General features: G+C 71.4%; 14 protein-coding genes and 1 pseudogene. 8 read left to right on the top strand and 7 right to left on the bottom strand.

From position 1 onward, the window contains the following. Positions 1-993 carry a dTDP-glucose 4,6-dehydratase gene (gene rfbB, locus ACGFI8_RS28060; protein ID WP_392809374.1) on the bottom strand — a complete coding sequence of 331 codons (993 nt, stop codon included), beginning with the start codon at positions 991-993 and terminating at the stop codon, positions 1-3. Between the two features lie 73 nt (positions 994-1,066). On the opposite strand from rfbB, the gene rfbA reads away from it, so the two are divergent. The 5 genes from rfbA to ACGFI8_RS28085 all read left to right on the top strand — a co-directional run bounded on the left by rfbA (position 1,067) and on the right by ACGFI8_RS28085 (position 4,836). Beyond that, the gene (gene rfbA / locus ACGFI8_RS28065; RefSeq protein ID WP_392809376.1) at positions 1,067-1,936 is read left to right on the top strand and encodes a glucose-1-phosphate thymidylyltransferase RfbA; all 870 of its coding nucleotides are present in this window, start codon (positions 1,067-1,069) and stop codon (positions 1,934-1,936) included. 57 nt (positions 1,937-1,993) lie between these two features. Continuing rightward, positions 1,994-2,593 (top strand): dTDP-4-dehydrorhamnose 3,5-epimerase family protein, encoded by a 600-nt coding sequence (locus ACGFI8_RS28070; RefSeq protein WP_392809377.1) that lies wholly within the window; start codon positions 1,994-1,996, stop codon positions 2,591-2,593. 35 nt (positions 2,594-2,628) lie between these two features. After that, positions 2,629-3,987 carry a Pup--protein ligase gene (gene pafA, locus ACGFI8_RS28075; protein ID WP_392809378.1) on the top strand — a complete coding sequence of 453 codons (1,359 nt, stop codon included), beginning with the start codon at positions 2,629-2,631 and terminating at the stop codon, positions 3,985-3,987. 61 nt (positions 3,988-4,048) lie between these two features. Further along, positions 4,049-4,261 carry a hypothetical protein gene (locus ACGFI8_RS28080; RefSeq protein WP_392809379.1) on the top strand — a complete coding sequence of 71 codons (213 nt, stop codon included), beginning with the start codon at positions 4,049-4,051 and terminating at the stop codon, positions 4,259-4,261. After that, the gene (locus ACGFI8_RS28085) at positions 4,258-4,836 is read left to right on the top strand and encodes a hypothetical protein (protein WP_392809380.1); all 579 of its coding nucleotides are present in this window, start codon (positions 4,258-4,260) and stop codon (positions 4,834-4,836) included. Before ACGFI8_RS28080 ends, ACGFI8_RS28085 begins: the two co-directional genes overlap by 4 nt. 67 nt (positions 4,837-4,903) lie before the next feature. On the opposite strand, the gene ACGFI8_RS28090 is transcribed toward ACGFI8_RS28085, so the two are convergent. Next, positions 4,904-6,004, bottom strand: coding sequence for a DUF3866 family protein (locus ACGFI8_RS28090; protein ID WP_392809633.1), 1,101 nt, complete (start codon positions 6,002-6,004; stop codon positions 4,904-4,906). A 104-nt stretch (positions 6,005-6,108) separates the two neighbouring features. Here ACGFI8_RS28090 and ACGFI8_RS28095 point away from each other — a divergent pair, with 104 nt between their 5' ends. Then, positions 6,109-7,122 (top strand): helix-turn-helix transcriptional regulator, encoded by a 1,014-nt coding sequence (locus ACGFI8_RS28095; protein ID WP_392809381.1) that lies wholly within the window; start codon positions 6,109-6,111, stop codon positions 7,120-7,122. Next, positions 7,119-8,078, top strand: a complete 960-nt coding sequence (locus tag ACGFI8_RS28100; RefSeq protein ID WP_392809383.1) for a helix-turn-helix transcriptional regulator — start codon at positions 7,119-7,121, stop codon at positions 8,076-8,078. The genes ACGFI8_RS28095 and ACGFI8_RS28100 overlap by 4 nt, the downstream gene beginning before the upstream one ends. Positions 8,079-8,190: 112 nt before the next feature. On the opposite strand, the gene ACGFI8_RS28105 is transcribed toward ACGFI8_RS28100, so the two are convergent. The 4 genes from ACGFI8_RS28105 to ACGFI8_RS28120 all read right to left on the bottom strand — a co-directional run bounded on the left by ACGFI8_RS28105 (position 8,191) and on the right by ACGFI8_RS28120 (position 11,540). Further along, positions 8,191-8,379: a hypothetical protein gene (locus ACGFI8_RS28105; RefSeq protein ID WP_392809385.1), complete on the bottom strand. Its 189-nt coding sequence runs from the start codon at positions 8,377-8,379 to the stop codon at positions 8,191-8,193. 38 nt (positions 8,380-8,417) lie between these two features. Next, positions 8,418-9,092, bottom strand: a complete 675-nt coding sequence (locus ACGFI8_RS28110) for an ABC transporter ATP-binding protein (protein WP_392809387.1) — start codon at positions 9,090-9,092, stop codon at positions 8,418-8,420. Between the two features lie 30 nt (positions 9,093-9,122). Then, positions 9,123-11,189 carry a hypothetical protein gene (locus ACGFI8_RS28115; protein WP_392809389.1) on the bottom strand — a complete coding sequence of 689 codons (2,067 nt, stop codon included), beginning with the start codon at positions 11,187-11,189 and terminating at the stop codon, positions 9,123-9,125. 63 nt (positions 11,190-11,252) lie between these two features. Continuing rightward, positions 11,253-11,540, bottom strand: a complete 288-nt coding sequence (locus tag ACGFI8_RS28120) for a lactococcin 972 family bacteriocin (RefSeq protein WP_392809390.1) — start codon at positions 11,538-11,540, stop codon at positions 11,253-11,255. Between the two features lie 207 nt (positions 11,541-11,747). On the opposite strand from ACGFI8_RS28120, the gene ACGFI8_RS28125 reads away from it, so the two are divergent. After that, on the top strand, positions 11,748-15,488 hold the full coding sequence (locus ACGFI8_RS28125; protein ID WP_392809391.1) for a hypothetical protein: 3,741 nt from the start codon (positions 11,748-11,750) through the stop codon (positions 15,486-15,488). Positions 15,489-15,528: 40 nt separating this feature from the next. Here ACGFI8_RS28125 and ACGFI8_RS28130 read toward each other — a convergent pair. Then, positions 15,529-15,724, bottom strand: a pseudogene (locus ACGFI8_RS28130) (transposase); the annotation flags it as partial. Between the last annotated feature and the right edge of the window lie 41 nt (positions 15,725-15,765).

The following is a 15,765-nucleotide window of genomic DNA, read 5'->3' on the forward strand; positions in this document are numbered from 1 at the left end:
TCACACGCCCAGGGCGGCGCGGGCCTTGAGCGGCTCCCACCAGCCGCGGTTCTCCGTGTACCAGGTCACCGTCTCGGCGATGCCCCGCTCGAAGGTCACCTGGGGGGTGTAGCCGAGCTCGTTGCTGATCTTGTCGATGCTCAGCGAGTATCGCCGGTCGTGGCCCTTGCGGTCCTCGACGTAACGGACCGACGACTCCCAGTCACGCCCGGTCGCCGCGAGCAGGATCTCGGTCAGCTCACGGTTGGTCAGCTCGCGCCCGCCGCCGATGTTGTAGACCTCGCCGGCGCGCCCCTTCTCCAGGACGAGCTGGATGCCGGCGCAGTGGTCGGACACGTGCAGCCAGTCGCGGATGTTGCCCCCGTCGCCGTACAGCGGCACCTGCGCGCCGTCGATCAGGTTGGTGACGAAGAGCGGAATCACCTTCTCGGGGAACTGGTAGTGGCCGTAGTTGTTCGAGCAGCGGGTCACCACCACCTCCATGCCGTGGGTGCGGTGGTAGGCCAGCGCCAGCAGGTCGGAGCCGGCCTTGGAGGCCGAGTACGGCGAGTTCGGCGACAGCGGCCACTCCTCGGTCCAGGACCCCTCCTGGATCGAGCCGTAGACCTCGTCGGTCGACACGTGCAGGAAACGCCCGACCCCGGCCGCGCGGGCCGCGTCGAGCAGCACCTGGGTGCCGAGCACGTTGGTCGTCACGAACGGGCCGGCGCCGAGGATCGAGCGGTCGACGTGCGACTCCGCGGCGAAGTGCACGACCGCGTCGTGGCCGGGCATCAGCTCGCCGACGAGCGCGGCGTCGCAGATGTCGCCCTCCACGAACTCCAGGGCCGGGTCGCCGGCGACCGGGGCGAGGTTCTCGCGGTTACCCGAATAGGTGAGCTTGTCGAGGACGGTCACAGCAACACCGGCGTACGCGGGATAACCGCCGCTCAGCAGGGTGCGCACGTAATGCGAGCCGATGAAACCGGCGCCGCCGGTGACGAGGATTCTCACGGGATCGGGAGTCTAGTCCAACCGGGTCGCGTCCGAGTCGACCCCGGCTGTGCACAGCCCGTAAGGTGGCCGGGTGCGTGGCATCATCCTCGCCGGTGGGACCGGCTCACGTCTGTGGCCCCTGACCAAGGCCGTGTCGAAGCAGCTGATGCCCGTCTTCGACAAGCCGATGATCTACTACCCGCTCACCACGCTGGTGATGGCGGGCATCCACGAGATCCTCGTCATCACCACCCCGGAGGACTCCGAACAGTTCCGGCGGCTGCTCGGCGACGGCGGCCAGTGGGGGCTGCGGATCAGCTACGCTGCGCAACCACGCCCCGAGGGCCTGGCCCAGGCGTTCATCATCGGCGCCGACTTCATCGGCGACGACACCGTGGCGCTGGTGCTCGGCGACAACATCTTCCACGGCGCCGCGCTCGGCCAGCGCCTGTCCGACAACGCCGACGTCAAGGGCGGGCGCGTCTTCGCCTACCCGGTGGCCAACCCGCAGGACTACGGCGTCGTCGAGTTCGCCCCGGACGGCCGGGTCCTGTCGATCGAGGAGAAGCCGGCCCGGCCCAAGTCCCGCTACGCCGTCCCCGGGCTGTACTTCTACGACAACCGCGTCGTGCAGATCGCCCGCGACCTCAAGCCCAGCGACCGCGGCGAGCTGGAGATCACCGCCGTCAACGCCGCCTACCTGGTGCGCGACGAGCTGCACGTGGTCGTGCTGGACCGTGGCACAGCCTGGCTGGACACGGGTACGTTCAACACGATGGTGCAGGCCGCCGAGTTCGTCCGGGTCATCGAGGAGCGGCAGGGGTTCAAGATCGGCTGTGTCGAGGAGGCCTGCTGGCGGGCCGGCCTGATCACCGACGAGCGGCTGCGGGAGCTCGCCGAGCCGCTGCGCAAGAGCGGATACGGCGAATACCTGCTCCACCTGCTCGATTGGAAGAATTGAGCGGCGCGCCGCAGAATCGCACCCGCAAACATGACCGACACGCTACGGAGCCAGCACGTGAAGATCCGACAGCTCTCGATCGGCGGCGCCTGGGAGATAATCCCAGTGCTGCACGGGGATCCCCGCGGCCTGTTCACGGAGTTCTACCGCTTCGACCACCTGGCCGCCGAGGTCGGCCACCCGCTGCGCCTGGCGCAGGGCAACCTCTCGGTCTCCGCGCGCGGGGTCGTGCGCGGCATCCACTTCGCCGACGTCCCGCCGGGGCAGGCCAAGTACGTCACCTGCACCCGGGGCGCCGTGCTCGACGTCGTCGTGGACCTGCGAGTCGGATCCCCGACGTTCGGCCGCTGGGAGGGCGTCCAGCTCGACGACGTCGACCGGCGGGCGGTGTACCTCTCGGAGGGTCTCGGCCACGGCTTCTGCGCCCTCACCGACGACGCCACCCTCACCTACATGTGCTCCGAGACGTACAACCCGACGGGTGAGCACGGCGTCCACCCGCTGGACCCGGACCTCGCCATCGCCTGGCCGGCCGCCGACCCGACCCTGTCGGCGCGCGACGCGGCGGCGCCCACGCTGGCGCAGTTGCGCGACGCCGGCCGCCTGCCCGACTACGCCACCTGCCAGGGCTATACGGAAAGTCTCAGGTCCCAATAGGTTCGAATCCGGTCCCCGGCGGCTAATGTCTGTACATGGACCGGCGAATTTTCGGCCTTGAGACCGAATACGGGGTCACGTGCACCTACCGGGGGCAGCGCCGCCTGTCCCCGGACGAGGTCGCCCGCTATCTGTTCCGGCGCGTCGTGTCGTGGGGCCGTTCCAGCAACGTCTTCCTGCGCAACGGCGCGCGCCTCTACCTGGATGTGGGCTCCCACCCGGAATACGCCACGCCCGAGTGCGACTCGGTGCCCGACCTGGTCGTCCACGACCGGGCCGGTGAGCGGATCCTCGAAGGGCTGCTGGTCGACGCCGAGCGCCGCCTGCACGACGAGGGGATCGCGGGCGAGATCTACCTGTTCAAGAACAACACCGACTCCGCCGGCAACTCCTACGGGTGCCACGAGAACTACCTGGTCAGCCGGCACGGCGAGTTTGGCCGCCTGGCCGATATCCTGATCCCGTTCCTGGTCACCCGCCAGCTCATCTGCGGCGCCGGCAAGGTGCTGCAGACCCCGCGCGGCGCCGTCTACTGCCTGTCGCAGCGCGCCGAGCACATCTGGGAGGGCGTCTCGTCGGCGACCACCCGGTCCCGCCCGATCATCAACACCCGCGACGAGCCGCACGCCGACGCCGAGCGCTACCGCCGCCTGCACGTCATCGTCGGCGACTCGAACATGAACGAGGTCACCACCCTGCTCAAGGTCGGCACCGCCGACATCGTGCTGCGGATGATCGAGGCCGGCGTCGCGATGCGCGACCTGTCGCTGGAAAACCCGATCCGCGCGATCCGGGAGGTGTCGCACGACATCACCGGCCGGCGGCGGGTGCGCCTGGCCAGCGGCAAGGAGATCTCGGCGCTGGAGATCCAGCAGGAGTACTTCGACAAGGCCACCGAGTTCCTGGACCGCCGGGGCGCCGACGCGGCGACGAAGCGGGTCATGGACCTGTGGGGCCGGGTGCTGGGCGCGGTCGAGACCGGCAACCACAAGGATGTCGAGCGCGAGGTCGACTGGGTGACCAAGCTCGGCGTCATCGAGCGGTACCAGGCCAAGCACGACCTGCCGCTGTCGCACCCGCGGGTCGCGCAGATGGACCTCGCCTACCACGACCTGCGCCGCGGCCGGGGCCTCTACGGGCTGCTGGAGAAGCGCGGGGCGGTCGACCGGGTCGCCACCGACCTGGAGATCTTCGAGGCGAAGGAGACCCCGCCGCAGACCACCCGGGCCCGCCTGCGGGGCGAGTTCATCCGCCACGCCCAGGAGCGCCGCCGCGACTTCACCGTCGACTGGGTGCACCTGAAGCTCAACGACCAGGCACAGCGCACCGTGCTGTGCAAGGACCCGTTCCGCGCCTACGACGAGCGGGTCGACCGGCTCATCGCCAGCATGTGAGCCGGGTTGTTACGGGAGGCTTGTGACGTACGAGGCTGACGGGCGTTAGGCTGGCCCGCCTATGGACGACATGCCGGGCCAGCCGCCCCCGAAGCTCAACGCCGACTTCAACCCGGACCGCCCGGCCAAGAGCCGGCAGGGTCGCCGGCTGCAGCGCATCCGCGAGGAGATCGAGCGCAACCGGACCGTGGGCCCGAAGTACCCGACCTGGCTGCTCGCCCTCGTGCTCGCCCTCATCATCGCGTTCTTCGTGCTGATCGCGATCTACGCGTGAGGCTGTTCCTGCTCGCCGCGGCGGCGCTCTGCCTGCTCGCGGCCTGCACGGACGAAGGAACCAAGCGCAGCCCACTGCCCGCCGGCCCCGCGCCGAGCGCCGAGGCGTCGCTGCGGCCTGTACCGTCTCCGAGCCACCCGCCGGTGGTCAACTCCGACGGCTGCCACGGCCTGATCAGCGCCGCGCAGGTGCAGCAGGCCACGGGCCTGCCGGTCCAGGCCAGCCAGGGCGACGGCGCGGCCGCGGTGGCCCAGTACGCCCAGGCCGTGCAGACGCTCGGCCTCAACGCCGACGCCCGGATGTGCCCGTTCGGCAGCCCGGCGGGGGACCAGGTGACGGTCGTCGCCCTCACGTTCGCCGACGCCGGTCAGGCTCAGAAGCTGTGGACGACGATCGCGTCGCTCGATGCGGTGGGCGGCGTGGGCGAGGCCGCACTGAGCGACAGGTCGAAGACGCTGCTGGCGCGGCGGGGGAAGGCGATCGTCGCGGTCTACCTGGTCGTGGCCGCCGCCCCCGGCGCCGACCACCTGGGGCAGTTGCGCTCGGTCGCGAACGCCGCGCTGTCCAAGGCCTGACGGGGCTCGCTGCGGGCGGCCCGCCGGCCGGCTGAATGGTGCATAACCGAAATGTCAGATATGTCCGTCACGAAGTGGCGGACATATCAGCGGTCAGCTTCGCGGCGTGCCGGCCCGCCGCCGCGGCCGACAGGAAGTAGGCCTCGTCCTGCGCCAGGGTCCGGCCCATCGTCGACAGCTTCACCGGCAACGCGGCCAGGGCCGCCGCGAGGTCCGCTGACGGGACCTCGACCACGGTATGGGGCGGGCTCAGGGTCGCCAGGGCCGCGCGGACCTCGGCGGCCAGCGCCGGGGCCAGGTCGGCCGGCATGACCAGGTCGGCGGGGGCCAGCGCCACCCGGCCGAAGGCGGTCAGGCTGTGGTGGGACACGCCGCGGTGGCGGGGGCGGGGGTCGGCGTCGGAGATGCGCGGGGCCGCGACCGGGCGCCCGCCCAGCGCCGCCACCGCGTTGACCGCCTCGCCCGCGGCCACGCCGGAGAAGCCCCAGCTCGTGCCGGTACCCAGGTTGCCCGGGCCCTGCGTGACGATCGCCAGGTCGGCGTGCAGGCCGTGGCGGGCCGCGAGGAGGCCGCTGTGCACGTTCGTCGACTCGAGGTCGCCGCCGAAGGCCTGGCCCGTCGTGACCGTCCCGGCGAGCAGCGGGCGCAGGGCGTCGAGCGTGCGGGAGAACCAGGCGGGCAGGGCGCCGCCGTCGGTCATGACGTAGGCGACGCGGGCTTCCGGCCGGTCGGCGAGGGCGCCGGCCACGACCGCGGGCAGGGCCGAGTGCAGGTCGGCGACGACGACGGGCATGCCGCCGAGGTCGGTGGTGCCGGCCAGCGCCGCGCGCAGGGGGGAGGCCTCCTCGTCGGCGGCCAGGACGATCGCCTGCAGCGGCGTGTACCGCGCCTTCACCACGTGGCCGGGCGCGTCCGCGTCCTCGGGCAGGCGGTCGGGGATCGCCACGACCAGGGCGTACCCGCCGGTGCCGAGGCCCAGCGCCAGCGCGTTGAGGTTGAGCAGGACGCGGTCGCCCGGGCGCGGGGTGCCCACGAGGGCCGGATAGGCCAGTGCGCGTACCGAATCGGGATCTTCTGCCCTTCGGGCCTCGACGGTGACGTCGAGCTCGAGACTGCCGCGCCACTCGCGGCGGGCGGCGACGACGGTACCCCAGCGCCAGCGGATCACCGCGTCACCGTAACGCAGCGACACAGCGCGCATTCGCCGTGACCGTGCGAACGGTCACCGCGTGGGCGACGCAGAACAGGCGTTCGGGCTGGTAGGTTCGCTCCGTGTCGCGGACCCGAACCGAGCGCCTGGTGAATCTGGTCATCTGCCTGCTCGCTACGCGCCGCTTCCTCACCGCCGAGCAGATCGCCACCATCGTGCCCGGATACGAGCACGATCCCAACGACGAGCGCGACCACGAGGCGTTCCAGCGCAAGTTCGAGCGGGACAAGTCCGAGCTGCGCGAGCTCGGCGTGCCGCTGGAGATGGGCACCGCCAGCATCTTCGACAACGAGCAGGGGTATCGCATCGCCCGGCGCGAGTATGCGCTGCCCGACATCCCGCTCGCCCCCGACGAGGCGGCCGCGGTCGGCATCGCCGCGCGGCTGTGGCAGCAGACGGGGCTGGCCGCGGCGGCGTCCTCGGGGCTGGCGAAGCTGCGCGCCGGCGGCATCGACGTCGACCCGCACGCCACGCTCGGGGTGGAGGCCGTGGTGACGGTCGACCCGGCGTTCGAGCCGCTGACCGCGGCGGTGCGCGACCGGCAGGCGGTCACGTTCTCCTACGAGGTCCCCGAGCGCGACGGCGCCGGCGTGCGCCGCCTGCAGCCCTGGGGCGTGGTGTGCTGGCGCGGCCGGTGGTACGTGGTCGGCCACGACCTCGACCGCGGCGCCGAGCGCTGCTTCCGGCTCTCGCGGATCGTCAGCGGCGTGCGGCGCATCGGCCGGCGCGGCGCCTACGAGCCGCCCAAGGTCGACCTGATCGGCTACGTCGCCCGCTCCAGCGGCCCCGTCGAGCGCACCGGCCGGGCCACGGTCCTGGCGCGCCCCGGGCGCGCGGCCGGCGTGCGACGCTGGGCGGATCGGTGCGTCAGCGGTCCCGACGGCGACCGGCTCACGCTGAGCTACGCCGACGTGGACTTCTTCGCCGGCTGGCTGGTCGGCTACGGCGCCGACGTCGTCGTGCTCGACCCACCCGAGGTGCGCGACGAGGTGGTCCGCCGGCTGCGCGCGGTCGCCGCCTCCTACGCGCCGGCCATCGGCGACCAGGCCGCCGCCGGGATCGGGGTGCCGGCGTGACGAACTCGGCGGATCGGCTCGGCCGGCTGCTCAATCTGGTGCCCTACCTGCAGGCGCGCCCCGGCGTCACGATCGCCGAGGCCGCGGCCGACCAGGGGATCACCGACCGGCAGCTGCGCGAGGACCTCGAGCTGCTGTGGATGTGCGGGCTGCCGGGGTACGGCCCGGGGGACCTCATCGACATGGCGTTCGGTAGCGGGCCGGCCGGCGACAGCGTCACCCTGACGTACGACGCCGGGATCGACCGCCCGCTGCGCCTCACGCCCGACGAGGCGCTTGCGCTCATCGTGGCGCTGCGGATGCTCGCCGAGACCCCGGGCGTGACCACCGGCGACGGCGTCCACCGGGCCCTGGCGAAGATCGAGCACGCCGCCGGTGACCTCGCCGACGCGCCGGTCGCGGTCCGGCTGCCCGGCAACACCGACCGCCTCGAGGAACTGCGCGGCGCCGTCGACCGGCGCCACGCGCTGCGCATCACGTACTACACCGCGACCCGGGACGAGACCAGCGAGCGCGTGGTCGACCCGATGCGGGTGCTCGTCGTGGGGCGTTGGGCGTATCTGGAGGCGTGGTGCCGCCGCGTCCAGGCCGTCCGGCTGTTCCGGGTCGACCGCATCGACGCCTCCGTCGAGCTCGACGAGCCCGCCCAGGTGCCGCGCCAGGCCCGCCCCACCGACACGCGCACCGGCAGCCTCTTCACCCCCACCCCCGACCTGCCCCTGGTCACGCTGCGGGTCGGCCGGGGGGCGAGGTGGATCACCGAGCAGTACCCGTGCGAAGCCGTCGAGCGCGGCCCCGGCGAGCACTGGACGGTCTCGCTGCGCGCGTCCGACCTCGACTGGGCCCGCCGGTTCGTGCTCGGCCTCGGCGCCGAAGTCACCGTCGTGTCCCCGCCGCGACTCGCCGAGGCGGTCGCCGCGGAGGCACAGGCCGCCCTGGCCGCCTACCAACGTTAAACCGCAGTGCGCCGCCCTTCACGGCTGTGATGAAGCGGCTTTCCGGTTCCGAGCGGCCGGAACGCCGCGACGGCCTTTTACGATTCGGGGACGGGAACCTCCCGCCCTTGATCTAACAGCCGGCCCGGTCCCGGCAGATCACTTCGATGCCGGGCTGGTGGTTGGGCGAGGCCGCCAGGCTGTCCGCGGATCGGTTGTCGAGCGTGTCGATGAGCTGGCGGGTGGCCATGTTGACCAGCGCGGTGCCGTCGCCCGTTGCAGGCCGGGCCTGTGTTCTCGATCCGCCCGGCGGCGGCCTCACGTTTGTCGATCCGGCCGAACCCGGCTCGTGGTTCTTCGTCATCCAAGGGTGCCGGCGGGACGGAAGGAGTTCATCAGCGGTCCGGCGCCCAGGTCCAGGGTCGTGTCGCAGGCTCCGGCGGCGTGGTCGCTGTGGGTGGCGAGGACGACGGTGCTTCCGTCGTCGGCCAACTGCCTCAGTAGGCTAATTACCAGGGTGGCGTTGTCGCTGTCCAGCGCACCGGTCGGCTCGTCGGCGAGGATCACGCCTGGTCTTTTGGCTAGGAGGCGGGCCACCGCGACGCGCTGCTGTTCGCCGCCGCTGAGCTGGTACACCATCTCCTCGCCGCGCCCGGCGAGACCGACCCGGCCGAGGGCGGCCTCGATGGCGGCGCCGCGGCCCGCGCGGTTGCCGCGGGCGGTGATCGCGACGCTCACGTTGAACGCCACGGTGGCATTGTCGATCAGGGCGTAGTTCTGGAACAGGTAGCCCAGGACGTCGCGGCGGAAGCGGCGGCGCGCACCGGAGCCGGCGCCGGTGATGTTGGTGCCGCCGATGACGATCCGTCCCGCGTCGACCGCTTCCAGCGTGCCTAGGCAGTGCAGGACGGTTGACTTGCCGCAGCCGCTGGGGCCGGTCACCGCCATCATCTGCCCCGGCTCGACGGTGAAGGACAGGTCCGTCCAGAGGTGGCGGGTGCCGAACGACTTGCTGATGCCGCTGACGTTGATCACGGTTCTTCCTCTTGTCCCGGGAGGGACCGGTCAGGCGAGACCGGCCGAGTGTGTCCTGACGAAGGCGGCGTGGGTGCGCAGCAGCACCACCGTGAAGACCGCCACGCACGCCGCCGCGACACCGCCCGCCAGCAGCGGCTCCCAGCCGTGCAGGGGCAGCAGTCCGACCGGTGGCGGGGGACTGCCCGGCTGCTGGTACCGGTCGATCGCCGACGACGTGCTGTGCCAGCTCCACACCATGAGCGCGAGCCCGAGCCCGCTCTCGATGAGCAACGGCCACCGGTGTGCGCGCACGAAGCTCCACCCGCTGACGTACTTCGCGAACAGCGCCTGGGCGTTGCGCCGGCAGTACACGATCGCGAGGGCAACCGCGGTGATCAGGAGCAGGCCGACGGTGACCACGAGATTGAACACCTGCAGTCCGAATTCGAGCTTGGCGTCGCGGTACCGGTCGGCGGCCTCCTGCGCGAACGGGCTCATGCCGAGCACGTATGCGCCGAGACCGGCCTGGGCCAGGCTCGCCATCGCCCCGTCCGGGTCCTCGACGAGGACCTCGCCGCGGGATGCGGCGGCGGTGTACTCGTCGTCCGGGATCACCCCGGAGGCCGCGGGGACCACGACGACGATCAGGTCGGTGACGGTGAAGGCGCCTTCGTCGGCTGACTGGGTGAAGGACGGCAGGGCCTGCCCGCCGCGGACCGTCTCGAGCCTGATGATGGGTGCCGCCGACCGGCTGGCTGACCTCGACGCCATGAACTTGACCCATTCGGTGACCTCGACGTCGATGCCGGCCGACTGCGCTGCGTACCGCTGCGGGAGCAGGACCCTGATCGCGTCGCCGGCGCTCGGCCGGACCGGCGCGCCAGCGGTGTCGTAGACGGCGTGGTCGGCGATGTACTTCTCATTGACCACGAGCACGTCCTGCCCGGCCGTGCGGGTCATGAGGTTGCCCGAGTGCTGGCGCCACGCGAGCGTGACCTCGTTGCGGGCATCGGCCGCGCGGACCCACTGGCCGAGGCGACCGGAGATCGCCGCGCCATTGCGCTCGTCGAGGGTGGCGCTGCTGATCCGCATGAAGTACAGCCCGCTGAGCGGCTCCCACGCCACGGCATGCCGGCGTTCCTCGCTCAGCGCGGCCCCGCTGACGATGGTGGCGGTGCCGACCGAGAACGTCAGCGCGACGGCCGCGACCCGCAGGACGTAGGACCCGACGACGGCCCAGTCGGCCGTCACCTCGCCGATGACGGCGTTGAGGATCTCGTCTCGGTGGATCAGCGCCAGGGTCACTACGTGGGTCATCAGCGCGACGGCCAGGTACGCGCCGGCGAACAGCAGCGCGACCGACGCGAACGAGTCGATCCGGTGCATCCCGTTGTAGAGGTACAGCGCGGCGACCGTCAGCGCGCATACGACCGCGGCGGCGCCGGCGGCGAACCGGGCTAGCTGGCGCAGGTCGCGCGACAGGACGGAGGTGAAGGACCGGCCGTGCAGTCGTTGGATGCCGTACGACTTGGCGTTGAGCGTGACGGCGGCCGCCACGAGCAGGATGATGGCGAATCCCACGACGAACGCGGTGCGCAGCAGCAGGCCGTTGCCGTACTGCCCCACGAGCTCCACCGGGGTGAACGACCGCTGGATCTGGCCCGGGTACCCGAGCAGCTTGAACTGCTCCAGCAGCGCCGTCGCAGCCGGTTCCGGGCCGTAGACGAAGTACAGGCCGTCCGGATGGGCGTTGGCGACCTCCGCGTACGGCCGCATCTCGATCTTCGCGTCCCGACTGAAGTACGGGTAGCCGTGCTCCAGCCATCGGGCCGACTCCGCGCCGGGATCGCCGACCGCCAGGCAGAGGTACCGGCTGCCCGCGTCGCGCGGATCGCTGGAGATGCGCCCGATGTTTACTCGCCGGTCGCGGGCGAACTGCTCCACCATGGCGGCGACCTGCGGTCCGGGCGCACCGTTGTCCGACCGGTCGAAGCCGATGACGAACGCCGGGCCAGTTACCGTCATGTCGTCGAAGTACCGCATGACGATGAACGCCATCGCTGCGGACACCACCATCAGCACCGCGTACGCGAATGTAATCGCCCTGTGCAGCATGCCCTCGCCCCTGTCCCAAGGGCGGGGTGCCACCGACGGCGACACCCCGCGTTGTCGAACTTGTCAGCAGGCGTTGTTCCAGTACGCCTTGTTGTTGTACAGGCTCTCCCAGGTCCGGGCCGCGGCCAGGTTGCCGGGCGTCTGGCAGCCGCTAACGGCGACGGTTCCGTTCGAGTTCACCGAGGAGCTGTGGTTGTTGTAGTAGTGCTGGTAGTACGAGTAGTTGAAGCCGAGGGAGATGCCGTAATCCCAATCGCCGCCACCCACAGATACGGCCCACGCCGGCGTGGCGATGGCGACCGCCGCCGTCAATCCCACGGCGGCGGCGAGTAGCGATTTGTGCTTCCGCACGTTCCTTCGCGTTCCCGTCCTTCGCATTCCCGAGTCCTTTCCGTCCTACGGAGGAGATGGCTCGGCCTTCCCCGTGCCTCGTCAGAGGCCTGCAGTGTCGGCCGGTGTCCGCACCATCACCGTATGTGGCAGTGCAGATCATCAATGTGTAGTCTGAACGTCGTTGTCCGGCGTCGACGGAGCCTCCGGTCAAACAATTCACGGTCAATGGGGGTGTACGTGGCGGCCGGCCGACCAGAGAGTCCGCTGGATCCCCAGACCGGCCCGATCCAGCGGCTGGCCTGGGAACTGCGCAAGCTGCGCGACGAGGCGGGCCGTCCCAGCTACCGGCGGTTGGCGCTGCAGGCGCACTACTCGTCCACCACGCTGGCCGACGCCGCCAAGGGCGAACGGCTGCCATCGCTGGAGGTGACGCTGGCGTACGCCGTCGCGTGCGGCGGGGACCGGGCGGCATGGGAGTCCCGCTGGCGGGAGATCGCCACCGAACTGGGCGGCGCCGGGCCCCGAGCCGAAGCCGCCAGCGAGGAGGCCGACGGGCAAAGGCCCTACCTGGGCCTGGTGGCCTATCAGCGCGCGGACGCCGATCGCTTCTTCGGTCGCGAGCAGCTCGTCGACCAGCTCGTCGGCCGCCTCGCCGATCGCCGGTTTCTCGCCGTGTTCGGCGCCTCCGGAAGCGGGAAGTCGTCGCTGCTCCGCGCCGGGCTAGTTCCTGCACTGCAGCAAGGCGGCCCGCACCGGCGCGTGGTGGCCCTCACGCCGGGGGACAGCCCGCTGAGCGAATGCGCCGTCAGGGTGGCGCGCGAGCTGGACCTGGCAGCCGGCAGCCTGCTGGCGGAACTCACCGCCGACGCTCGCAACCTGGGCCTGGCCGTACGCCAAGCGCTGGCCGAGGAGCCCGCCGAGGCGGAACTGATCATGATCGTGGACCAGTTCGAGGAGATCTTCGCCAACCCCTGCGATGAGCGGCACCGCGAGCAGTTCATCCGGACACTGCTCGCGGCGTCGAATTCGGCCGGTAGCCGGACCAGGGTGGTGCTCGGCGTCCGGGCGGACTGCTACGCCCGCTGCGCGGATCATCCCGAGCTCGTGCAAGCCCTGCAGGGCGCGCAGATCCGGATCGGGCCGATGACCCCGGACGAACTCATCCGGGCGATCACAGAACCCGCCCGCCGCAGTGGGCTCATGGTGGAGCGGACCCTGGTCACCACGATCCTGAACGATGCGAGCGGTCAGCCCGGCTACCTGCCGCTGATGTCCCAGGCGCTGCTGGAGACCTGGCACCGGCGCCGGGGAAACGCCGTCTCGCTGACCGGTTACCACGTCGCGGGCGGAATCCAGGGCGCCGTCGCGCAGACGGCCGAACGCGCCTACCGTGAGCTCGACGGCACCCAGCAGGCCGTGGCCCGCGACATCTTGCTGCGCCTGACCGCGTACGGCGACGGCGCCATCGACACAAGGCGCAGGGTCGCGCGTTCCGAGCTCGGTCACGACCCCGACGTGTCCGCGGTATTGCACCAACTGGCCGCGGCGCGCCTGCTGACCCTGGACGAGGACACTGTCGAGATGGCGCACGAGGCGCTGATCCGGTGCTGGCCGACGCTGTGTGGCTGGCTCGCGGAGAACCGGGAGGCGCTGCTTGCGCATCGCCATCTCACAGTCACCGCGGTCGAGTGGCGCGATGGCGGCTTCCGCGACGACGTGCTGTACCGGGGTGCTCGACTCGCGGCCCTGGATGACCGTCCGATCGATCGCTGCAACGAACTCGAGCGGGCGTTCCTGACCGCCGGCCGGGAGCTGCGAGCCCTCGAGTTCACCTCAGCTCGCCGGCGCCTGCGTCTGGGCGTGGCGGCCCTCGTGCTGACGGTGCTCGTCGTCAGTGTGCTCGCCGTGACCACGCTGGCGGCGGCCAACCGGGCCAGGGACGAACGGGACCTGGCGTACGCGGAGCAGCTGGCCGCGAAGGCGAGGAGCCAGCTCCCGCTCGATCCCGAGCTGGCGTTGCTGCTGGCGATTCGCGCCTACGAGACGAAACCCACGCCGGAGACCGAGGCGGTCCTGCGGCAGGCGACCGTTACCTCCCGGCGACGAGCGACCGTGAAGGCCGGGCACGACGGCGCGGTCAACGGCGTGGCCTTCAGCCCCGACGGCGGATGGCTGGCGAGCAGTGGCCGGGACGGGGTCGTACGGGTGTGGGCACGGGCGGGTTGGGTGCTGCGGGGGCCACCGGTGACCGTGCTGCGCGGGCATCAGGGCCCGGCGTGGGGCGTGGCGTTCAGCCCGGACGGCCAGCGGCTGGCCTCGGCTGGCGAGGACGGGACCGTCCAGGTCCGGGATTGGCGCACGACGCAGGAGGTCGTGCTGCGCGGTCACGCCGGTCCGGTGCTGGACGTGGCGTTCGGCCCCGAAGGCCGCAAGCTGGCCAGCGGCGGCGCGGACGGCACCGTACGTATCTGGGACCTGGCCGTGCATAGCGCCGTCGTCCTGCCCGGCGACCCGAGCAAGGTGTGGAGTGTCGCGTTCAGCCCGGACGGCAAGCACCTAGCGGCCGCACACGCGGACGGCACCGTCCGCGTGTGGAACAGTAATGACCGCAGCCTGGAGAGGCGCCTCACCGGCCACGGCGCACCGGTGCGGAGTGTGGCATTCAGCCCGGATGGTCATTGGCTCGCCAGTTCAGGTGAGGACGGCACCGTGCGGATGTGGGACATGACGGCGGCGCGGGACAGCGCGCAGGTCCTGCAGGGGCACGCTGGCATCGTGGAAGCCGTCACGTTCAGCCCCGACGGCCGGAATCTCGCCACCTGCGGCCAGGACGGCACGATCCGGATCTGGAACACCGGCAGCGCCGTCAACCCGCTCACACTGCGCGGACACCGCGGTGTGGTCTGGGGCGTCGCCTTCGACCCGCGCGGCGGGCACGAACTGGCCAGCGCGGGCGCGGACGGGACCGTGAGTCTGTGGGACACGTCGGGCTATGGAGACCCGCTCATGCTGAACGGCCACCGGGGCTCGGTAGGGCCGGTCGACTTCAGCCCCGACGGCTCACGCCTCGCCAGCGGCGGCCAGGACGGCTCGGTACACATCTGGAACACCAGAAGCATCGACGACACCGTGGTCCTGAACGGCCCCGGCGGAGCCATAACGGACGTGGTCTTCGGCCCCGACGGGCGCCAAACGGCCGCCGGCAGCAGCGACGGCGCGGTCCGCATCTGGCGATCGGCCGGCGACACCGCCCCACGCACCCTCCACGGACACCAAGGCTCGGTGTGGACCGTGGCCATCAGCCCCGACGGAAGGCGGGTGGCCAGCGGCGGGCAGGACGGCACAGTACGCGTCTGGAACACGACCGGCGATCAGGAACCGCTCGTCCTGCGTGGGCACGACCGGGACGTCAACGCCGTCGCATTCAGCCCCAACGGGCAACGGCTAGCCAGCGGTGGTGACGACGGCACCGTCCGGCTCTGGGACACGACAGGCGGCCGGAAACCCCTCGTCCTGCGCGGGCAAGAGGGCGGCGTACGGAGTGTGGCGTTCAGCCCGGACGGCCGGCATCTCGCCACCAGCGGCAATGACGGCACCGTCCGGCTCTGGGACACGACCGGCGGCGGATCCGTAGTCCTGCGAGGACACGAGGGCCAGGCGCGGAGTGTGGCATTCAGCCCGGACGGCCGGCATCTCGCCAGCAGCGGCGACGACGGCACCGTCCGCATTTGGAACACGGCCGCCGACGAACCGGTGGTGATCGACGGCTTCGGCGCCTCCGTGGGCGAGGTGACCTTCGCTCGCGACGGCCGCCACCTGGCGACCGGGCACGGCGACGGCACGACCCGCGTCTGGCGCTGCGACGCCTGCCAGGACGTCCAGGACGTTCTGGCTCTGGCCCGGACCCGCGTGACACGAGATCTCACGGACGAGGAACGGACGGCGTTCCTCCGCCACGCTTCCTGACGACGACCGTCGAAGACCACCAGGATCAGCGGGTGTCGCCCGGCAACGGCAACCCGGCCAGCTCGCGGCGCAGCCGATCGACCCGCATCCGGCCGGCGTTGACCGCGTCATACAGCGCCCCGTGCCCGCGACGGTGCTCGGCGGCCAGCGACAACCCGACCAGGGCTGCCCACCGGACCGTCCGCGCACAGCACCGCGTCGCACAGCTCGAACAACGCGTCCGCCCGCTGATACAGGGCAGTTCACGGCAGCCCTTGTCTCTTGTCACGGTTTCTCG

Source organism: Dactylosporangium sp. NPDC048998, from assembly GCF_043197855.1.
Lineage (GTDB): Bacteria > Actinomycetota > Actinomycetes > Mycobacteriales > Micromonosporaceae > Dactylosporangium.